Annotated in this window: 11 protein-coding genes and 2 pseudogenes; 7 read left to right on the top strand and 6 right to left on the bottom strand. The window is 71.8% G+C overall.

From position 1 onward, the window contains the following. The 7 genes and pseudogenes from KBA23_RS14520 to KBA23_RS16890 form a co-directional block, all read left to right on the top strand. Positions 1–476 (top strand): hypothetical protein (locus KBA23_RS14520; protein WP_290742256.1); only part of this gene is annotated, 476 nt, incomplete at its 5' end. Between the two features lie 398 nt (positions 477–874). Further along, positions 875–1825: a hypothetical protein gene (locus KBA23_RS14515; protein ID WP_290742253.1), complete on the top strand. Its 951-nt coding sequence runs from the start codon at positions 875–877 to the stop codon at positions 1823–1825. After that, the gene (locus KBA23_RS14510) at positions 1822–2043 is read left to right on the top strand and encodes a hypothetical protein (protein WP_290742250.1); all 222 of its coding nucleotides are present in this window, start codon (positions 1822–1824) and stop codon (positions 2041–2043) included. Before KBA23_RS14515 ends, KBA23_RS14510 begins: the two co-directional genes overlap by 4 nt. Further along, positions 2040–2411, top strand: a complete 372-nt coding sequence (locus KBA23_RS14505) for a hypothetical protein (protein WP_290742247.1) — start codon at positions 2040–2042, stop codon at positions 2409–2411. The genes KBA23_RS14510 and KBA23_RS14505 overlap by 4 nt, the downstream gene beginning before the upstream one ends. Continuing rightward, a complete protein-coding gene (locus KBA23_RS14500; RefSeq protein WP_290742244.1) occupies positions 2408–4015 on the top strand; it encodes a DEAD/DEAH box helicase in 1608 nt (535 codons plus the stop codon). Before KBA23_RS14505 ends, KBA23_RS14500 begins: the two co-directional genes overlap by 4 nt. A gap of 140 nt (positions 4016–4155) precedes the next feature. Then, positions 4156–4368, top strand: coding sequence for a DUF6511 domain-containing protein (locus tag KBA23_RS14495; protein ID WP_290742242.1), 213 nt, complete (start codon positions 4156–4158; stop codon positions 4366–4368). Next, positions 4287–4907 (top strand): annotated as a pseudogene (locus KBA23_RS16890) (bifunctional DNA primase/polymerase); the annotation flags it as partial. The gene KBA23_RS14495 and the pseudogene KBA23_RS16890, both read left to right, overlap by 82 nt. Before the next feature lie 126 nt (positions 4908–5033). Here the strand turns inward: KBA23_RS16890 and KBA23_RS16885 are convergent. The 6 genes and pseudogenes from KBA23_RS16885 to KBA23_RS14465 all read right to left on the bottom strand — a co-directional run. Beyond that, positions 5034–5315, bottom strand: a pseudogene (locus tag KBA23_RS16885) (DUF935 family protein); the annotation flags it as partial. Then, positions 5315–6718: a terminase family protein gene (locus KBA23_RS14485; RefSeq protein ID WP_290742236.1), complete on the bottom strand. Its 1404-nt coding sequence runs from the start codon at positions 6716–6718 to the stop codon at positions 5315–5317. The pseudogene KBA23_RS16885 and the gene KBA23_RS14485, both read right to left, overlap by 1 nt. Further along, the gene (locus KBA23_RS14480) at positions 6715–7014 is read right to left on the bottom strand and encodes a hypothetical protein (protein ID WP_290742233.1); all 300 of its coding nucleotides are present in this window, start codon (positions 7012–7014) and stop codon (positions 6715–6717) included. Before KBA23_RS14480 ends, KBA23_RS14485 begins: the two co-directional genes overlap by 4 nt. Next, the gene (locus KBA23_RS14475) at positions 7011–7208 is read right to left on the bottom strand and encodes a hypothetical protein (protein WP_290742231.1); all 198 of its coding nucleotides are present in this window, start codon (positions 7206–7208) and stop codon (positions 7011–7013) included. Before KBA23_RS14475 ends, KBA23_RS14480 begins: the two co-directional genes overlap by 4 nt. After that, the gene (locus KBA23_RS14470; protein ID WP_290742228.1) at positions 7205–7744 is read right to left on the bottom strand and encodes a phage protein Gp27 family protein; all 540 of its coding nucleotides are present in this window, start codon (positions 7742–7744) and stop codon (positions 7205–7207) included. Before KBA23_RS14470 ends, KBA23_RS14475 begins: the two co-directional genes overlap by 4 nt. Further along, the coding region (locus KBA23_RS14465) for a hypothetical protein (protein ID WP_290742225.1) at positions 7744–8040 on the bottom strand (297 nt) is incomplete at its 5' end. The genes KBA23_RS14470 and KBA23_RS14465, both read right to left, overlap by 1 nt.

The raw sequence follows: 8040 nt of genomic DNA, 5'->3' as shown, positions 1-8040 counted from the left end.
GCCAGCTGATCGTCGACGCCTACCTGAACGCGAGCGGCCGCAACCAGTTCGTCCCGCGCGAGTTCCTCGCCTGGCTCCGCGAGCGCCCGGACCACCCGGTCCATCCGGTCTTCTTCGGGATGGACGACGCCGAGGCGGCGCAGGCGTGGCGCGAGGGCCGGGTGCGGCACTGGATCTGCGGACTGCGCATCGCGGTGCGCGCGGCCGACGCCGGCCCGTCTGTCGTGTCGGGCGTGGTGGTGCGCGAGCTGCCTGCGATGGTGTCGCCGGTCGCCGGGCGCCGGGAGGGCGGCGGCTATGCGCCGGTCGATCCCTCCGACCCGGCGATGCTGGCCGAGCTGCAGCGGCAGGCTGCGGGCGCTCTCGACAGCTGGTTCGGCCGCTACGCGGGCGTGGCCGAGATCGCCGGCGTCGACACGACGCCGATCAGGGAAATCGCCGCCCATCTCGCGGGCGGCGTGGCGGTCGCGGCGTGATGCCGCGGCGGCTGGTCACGGAGCGGCGGTCTTGGCGGGTCAAGGCGGGGCTAGGCGTGGCGCGGGGCGGCGAGGCGTGGCGGTCAAGACGAGGCACGGCGGGGTACGGCGTGGCCGGGCGTGGCGGTCAAGGCGAGGCGCGGCGAGACATGGCTAGGCCTGGCGTGGCCAGGCGCGGCCGGGCGGTCGAGGTACGTCGTGGCTTGGCGTTGCGAGGCTCGGAATGGCGGTCGCGGCTAGCCATGTTGCGGCGCTGCAAGGCAAGGCGAGCCACGGTGAGCCGAGTCAGGACCAGACGGTTGGTCCAGACATGCTGCATGCCGATCGGCTTGGCGTGGCGAGGTTCGCCACGCCAGGGCAAGCCACCCTTTCCCTTCCCCTGACCGTCGGAGCACATCGTGGCCCCCATTCCGCCCATAGAAAGCAGCACGGTTCTCGCGATCTGGCGCGCCCGCGAGGCCGAGGCCGCGGCCGACCCGCGCTCTGCTTTCGAGGGCTTCGGCGTCAGTGCCTCGGCGCTGGGCTCCCCTTGCGACCGGCAGGTCTGGCTGACGTTACGCTGGGCCTCGCCGCCGGAGGCGCCCGGCGGGCGTCAGCTCCGCATCTTCGAGCGCGGCGACATCGAGGAAAAGCGCGTGATCGCCGACCTCCGGCGCGCCGGAGTCGAGGTCTCGCGCGAGCAGGAGCGCTTCGCGCTCGCGGGCGGTTGGCTGCGCGGCAAGGTCGACGCCGTTGGCATCGGCCTTCTGGAGGCGCCGAAGGCCGAGCACGTCGTCGAGATCAAGTCGATGAATGCGAGCAGCTGGCGCGCGGTGCAGAAGCACGGACTGAGAGCGAACAGGCCCGAGCACTGGCACCAGCTGCACATAGGCATGGCGGCGCTGGGCATCGCCCGCGGGGCATACGTCGCGACATGCAAGGATGACGAAGCAGTTTACATCGAGCGCATCCAACTCGACGTCGAGGAGGCCAACCGGCAGGAGGCGCGTGTCGAGCGACTGGTTGCCGCGCACGACGCGCCGCTGAAGATCGCCGACAACGCCGAGCGCCCGCCGTGCCGGTTCTGCCGGCATAAGGCGCTCTGCTTCGAGGCGGCGATGCCGCGGCGGCATTGCCGCACCTGCCTGCACTTCGCCTTCGGCCGCGACGGGGCTGGCCATTGCATGCGGTTCGACGAGCCGCGCTCACCGCAGCGCCAGCAGGAGGGCCGTGACTGCCCGGCGCATCTCTACCTGCCGGCGCTGGTGCCGGGCGAGCAGATCGACGCCGACCCCGAGGCTGAGACCGTCACCTACCGCATGCAGAGCGGCGCCATCTGGGTCGATGGCGCCACCGAGGAGACAGCATGACACCATCAGCATTGGGCCGCTGGGTCAGCCGGGCCGAGCGGGGCGAGAGCTTCGTCTATGCCGTCGCCGGCGGCCGCGAGCCGCCGCCGGAGGACGTGATGAAGGCGGCACGGCAGCTCTCCGCCAAGGGCCTGGTGGCGCTGGTGCAGCGCCGCATCTCGCAGAGCCAGATCGCCTACTTCGCCCAGCGGACGTGGACGAAGGACGGCGACCGATGACCCGGACCAGGCTTCCGGAACGCCGGCGCAACACCATCCGCGACATCGCCTTCGGAGGCCAGGCCTTCACTGTCTGCGTCGGCTACGACGACGCCGGGCGACCGCTCGAGGTGTTCGCGGACGGCCAGAAGACCGGCTCGACGATGGCGGCCTTCATCGACGACTCCTGCATCGTGATCTCGATCGCGCTGCAGTACGGCATCGCCCCCGAGGCGCTGGCGCGCTCACTCTCCACCGTCCCGGTCTGGGAGAACGGGGTGAAGGGCGAGTGCCCGGCCAGCCCGGTCGGCGCCATCCTCGCGGCGCTCGGGCCGGCCCCGGCATTGCCATGGGCGGCGAAGCCCGTGGTGGCGGAGGCCGGGCGTTGATCGAGCTGCGCGACTACCAGCGCGCGGCGATCGACGCGCTCTACGCCTGGTTCCGCGCCGGCCGCGGCTCGCCGCTGGTGGTGGCGCCGACTGGCTCGGGCAAGAGCGTGATCCTCGCCGAGTTCGCCCGGAGCGCGGTGGTCGCCTATCCCGAGACCCGCATCCTGATCGTCACCCACGTGCGCGAGCTGATCGCGCAGAACCACGCGGCGCTGATCCGGCTCTGGCCCGACGCCCCGGCGGGTATCTATTCGGCCGGGCTCGGCAAGCGGCAGCTTGGGCGCCAGATCCTTGTCGCCGGCGTGCAGTCGGTGGCGCGTCGCGCACGTGACCTCGGGCACGTCGACCTCGCCATCGTCGACGAGGCGCACCTGGTGCCGCGCACAACCGATACCCAGTACGGGCGCCTCTTCGACGGGCTGCGCGTCACCAACCCGAACTTGAAGGTGATCGGCCTCACTGCCACGCCCTATCGCCTCGATAGCGGATTGCTGCACGGGGGCGAGAACGCGCTCTTCGACGGCGTCGCCTACGACATTCCCATCGGCATGCTGGTCGAGCGGGGCCACCTGGCGCCGCTCGTCTCGAAGCGACCCGCGACCACCTTCGACACCACCGGGCTGCACCGCCGCATGGGCGAGTTCGTCGAACGCGAGATGCTCGACCGCTTCGGCGGCGACGCCACCCGCGCCGCCGTCGCCGAGATCGTCGAGCTCGGCCGCGACCGCCGATCCTGGATCGCCTTCTGCATCTCGGTCGAGCACGCGCGGGCGGTTCGCGACGAGCTGCGCGGCCACGGCATCTCCGCCGAGATGGTGACCGGCGAGACGCCGGGGCCCGAGCGCGACCGACTGCTCAGGGCCTACAGAGCGGGCCGGGTTCGGGCGCTGACCAGCGTCGGGGTGCTGACGACCGGCTTCGACGCACCGGCGACCGACCTCATCGCTATGCTGCGGCCGACCGCCTCCACCGGGCTCTACATCCAGATGGCCGGGCGCGGCATGCGCGTCGCCCCTGGAAAGGACGACTGCCTGGTGCTCGACTTCGCCGGCAACGTGATGCGGCACGGGCCGGTCGACGCCATCGCGCTGCCCGAAGACAAGCAGGGCGGCAAGGGCGCCGGCGAGCCGGCGGAGCCGCCGGCCAAGATCTGCCCGGGCTGCGACGCCATCGTGCACATCGGCACACGCGAGTGTCTCGATTGCGGCCACGTCTTCCCGCCGCCCGAGCCGAAGCTCGAGGCAACCGCCACCACCGAGGCGATCATGGTACTGACCGCCCGCGACGAGTGGCAGGAGGTGCGCGACGTCGCCTACCGCCGCCACCGCAAGCCCGGCGCACCGGACAGCCTGCGCGTCGACTACCTGGTTGGCACCAAGGTGGTCAGCGAATGGGTCTGCGTCGAACACACTGGCTACGCCCGGGAGAAAGCGGTCGCCTGGTGGCGCCAGCGCGGGGATGGCCCGCCGCCCGACACCGTCGACGAGGCGCTCGCACGTGCAGGCGAACTTCGTCGCCCTGCTGAGGCAGTGCTGGTGCGGGACGGCAAGTACCACCGCATCAAGCGGGTGCGGTTCGCGGACGCCGAGGAGTGTGCAGCGTGACCCCGGAACGCCGGCAGATCGTGACGCCGCCTTACCCTTGCGCCGTCTGCAACCGTGCCGGCGCCGGTTTCGCTTTCAGCGCGCCGGGGACCCGCGAAGCCCCGGCTTTTTTCTGCTCGATGCCCTGTTCGGAGGTCTGGATGGTCGCCCACCGCAGGAAGATCGAGCTCACCCGCGACGAGGCCGCTGCAGCTCTCGCCGGTGGCAAGGTGGCCGGCGCCTGGCTCGACGCGCTCGGTCGCACCGACCTCCGCCAACTGTCTCGCGTCGAATGGGCCGAGTTCTGCGAGCGGCTGACCCGTGGCTACCTCGAGGACCTCCAGAGCCAGGCCGACGCGCAGGTCCCGTTCTGATCATGACTGCCCGGCTCTCTCCCTACGCCCAGGCGGCGGGGCGTCTCCGCGACATGGGCTACCACGCCATGCCGGCCAAGCCCGGCGAGAAGGTGCCGGGCCACTTCGAGGCCGGGCGCTGGTCCCACATGGCGCGCTGGCAGGACTGGTGCTCGCGCATGCCGCCGGGGTTCCTGCACGAGCGGTGGGAGAGCTGGCCCGACCCCGGGGTCTGCATCGCCCACGGGGCCGTCGTCGGCGCCGACGTCGACACTGAGCGCGCGGATGTCGCGGCCGCCGTGGTGGCAGCGCTCGGGCCATCACCGGTGCGACGCCGCGGTCAGAAGGGCTGGATGGGATACTACCGCCCCGGCTCCGGCTGCGAGGCGCTCGGGGCGCGGCTGCGCTGGTACCATCCCGATGTCAGCACCGCCAACGCGGACGGCAGACGCAGCTGGCCGCCACTGGTCGAGTTGCTGCTGCACGGCAGCCAGTCGGTGGTGCCGCCGACGATCCACCCGGATACCGGCCAGCCTTACCTCTGGCTGACGCCGGACACGCTCGAGGACATGGCCCTCGGCGATCTCCCACAGCTGCCCCCCGACCCGATCGCCCGCCTCGACGCCGAGCTCGGCAAGCTCGGCGATCCGCTCCTGGACTTCCGTATCGATCGCGGCGACGCCGCAGGGGTCGATCCTGACCGGCGCGCCCGAGATCGCCCGCTTGCGCATCCCGAGGACCGACCCGTAGTGCGGGTCGCGCTCCTCCATCTCTTCGGCCAGCGTCAGGAACTCCGCCAGATCGCCCTGGTCGCAGGCGCGCAGGATCGCGGCCAGCCGCTGCGGCGTCAGCCCGGCGGCGACGCTGTCGCTCCACACCTGGCGAACCCCGGTGATCCCGCCCGTCGCCTGCGGCTCGGCCAGCGTCTGCCGCCGGATCGGCCGGCCGTATGCGTCGACGAGAGCCATCACCACACCCCGCTCCTGGCGCGGAAGCCGCCGGTCAGGCGAACCTCGCGCGCATCTTCTTTGGCCGCCTCGCGCGGGACGGCGCGATAGTCGAACGGCTGGTAGCCGCTCTCGGCGCCCGACACCGCCAGCGCCGCGGCCCAGAACCGGTCGGCGTGGCCGTCGGTGTCGCCGTCGGCGACCAGCCGCCGCGCCCCGCTCACGCCGACCTGGCTCTTGATCGCGTGCAGGTCGGCGCGCAGCACGACGTCGCCGGCCGGGATGCGCACGCGGCGGTCCTGCATCCGCTCCTTCAGCGCCGTCGCCATGTCGAGCTTGGCCGCGGCCGAGAACAGCACGCCCTCGACCCGCAGCTCGCCGTGGCGGCGCCTGGCGTCCTCGACCGGCTTCTCGCCCATGCCGGTCTGGTCCATGCGCACCCGCACCACGCGATAGCGCCCCATCACCTCGTCGAGCAGCCGGTCCTGCTCGGCGAAGGACACGCGCCGGCGCGCGATGATCTCCCGCGTCCACAGCACGTCGCCGACCAGCTCGCCGACCCAGATCACGAACAGGTCCGCCCGCGCGGCGATGTCGACGCCGACGTAACAGAGGCCCCCCTGATAGAGCCCGGGCATCCCGGCCGCCGGATGCTCGACGCCCGAGATCAGGTCGTAGTCGAGCCAGGCGCTGGCCTCGTCGAGCCACTTCAGCTCGTATTCCTGCGCCCAGGCGTCCTCGTCGGCCATGCCCCGGCGCAGCTCGTCGATGTTGCGCTCCAGCCCCTGGGCCACGGCCTCGTGGATGTCGACGACATGGCGCGACCAGACCGTGTCCTCGGCCGTCATCAGCTCGTAGAACTTGTTGCCCTTGCCGTTCGGGGTCGAGATCACCCGCAGCCGCAGGCCGGATTTCGAGATCACCGGGAACAGCGCCGCCCAGATGTCGCGGCTCTTCGCATGAAAGGCGAACTCGTCGAGGATGACGTTGGCCGAAAAGCCGCGCGCGGTGTCGGGGTTCGCCGGCAGCGCCGTGATCCGCCCGCCGCTCGGAAAGATCACCTCCAGCGCCTTGTAGACGGCGTCCGGCCCCTTCTCCTGCGGCGCCCGGAACTCGCCCTCCTCGAAGCGCGGCTCGCCGCCCTTCACGAGGGTGTTGTAGACCTCGTAAAACGCCTTCGTGAACGGCTTTACGACCTCGGTCATCATCTCGGCCGCCTGCCGCTCGCCGCGGCTGAGGATGACCCAGCGGGCGCGGCGGTCCTCCATCCACGCCCTGAAGCTGTCGTCGACGCATTCGCCGCCGGTCGAGAAGGTCTTGCCGGTCTGGCGCGAGAACATGCCGATCTTGAACCGGCTCTGGTCCTCGATCCAGGCCCGCTGGTAGGGCAGGAAGTTGACGACCGGACGGGGCCGGGCGCTCACCCCAGCTTCTCCCAGGCGAACTGCGGATCGAGCCCGAACAGCCGCGCCGCGGCGTCGAAGGCGTCCTGCCCCTCGCGGCTGTTGAACGTCGCCCCGGCCTCGGCCGCGCCGCGCAGGAAGTACAGCACCGCCGCGAGGTCGTCGGGCCGGCGGACCTCGGCGATCGCCCGGATCGCCGCCGCGCCGCGCCGGGCCGAGCGCGCCACGTCCTGGTGCGCGGTGCGGTCGTAGCGCAGCGCCAGCGCCATCAGGTCGTTCGCCGCCTCCATCGGGCTCGGGGCCTCGGTCCTGCTCATGCCGCGCCCTTCGCCGCCTTCAGCGCCGCGCGCGCGATCGCCTGCAGCTTGCGGAACTCCCCGTTCCACACCCGGTTCGACCAGGTGGTCTCGGCCTCTTCCGAGCACGGGGGCAGCTTCGCCTCGATCTCCTCCAGCGCCGCCCGCATGACCTGGACGCGCCGCGCGAGCGACGCCTCGACATTCACCGTCATCCGAACCCCATGATCCGCCGGGCCTTGGCCGCGGCCTCGCCGTCGATGTCTCCCGACGCCACCGCGGCGTCGAGCCTGGCCGCCTGCGCCTTTCGCTCGGCCGCGATCAGCTGCTCGCGCACCCCGGCCGACTGCATGACGTCCTTCATCATCCGCCCGAGGAAATGCAGCTCCTTGGGGTCGATCTCCTCGGCCTCGCGGGTCATCTGCCCCTGCATCACCTTGAAGGCGAGGCTGGTGATCATCTGGAACAGCACGTTGTGCCGCCGCGCGTCGTCGGCCAGCCCGTTCTCGCCCATCCACTCCTCCGCCCAGGCCGAGGACGCCTCCTGCAGCTTCACGAACTCGCGGTACTCCTGGCCGAAGGCGTGCACGGCCGACTTCTGGATCCGCAGCTCCAGCCCGCTCTCCTCCAGGCGGAAGTTGAGCGCCTCGGCGAGCGCCTCGTAGTCGCCGAACCCGCGCTGGACGAGCTCCGACTTGAGCCAGTCGCGCAGCTCGGGCGGCATCTGGTCGATCTTGCGCGGCGGCGGCATCAGAGCCTCGGCCGCGGCCGGTGCACGCCCGGATGCGCGGCGGCGCCCTGCGCGAGCTCGACGCCGCGGCCGGTCGCGCGCACCACCGCGAACTCCCCGTCGCCGTCCACCGCGGCGAAGCCCTGCTCGGCCAGCCAGGCGCATTCGCCGGCGACCTGGTCGCGGGTGCACGGCAACCCGACCCCGCGCAGCACGTCGCCGAGCATCGAGGTGTTGGAGGTGTATTCGCTCGAGCCCTCCAGGTGGCGCAGGATCGCCAGCCGGACGTGCCTCTGGCGGGCGGCGGCATAGTCGGT

The organism is Amaricoccus sp. (assembly GCF_017995835.1).
Lineage (GTDB): Bacteria > Pseudomonadota > Alphaproteobacteria > Rhodobacterales > Rhodobacteraceae > Amaricoccus.
Note: the sequence above shows the minus strand (reverse complement) of the source record. Positions and strands in the feature narration are given on the sequence as shown.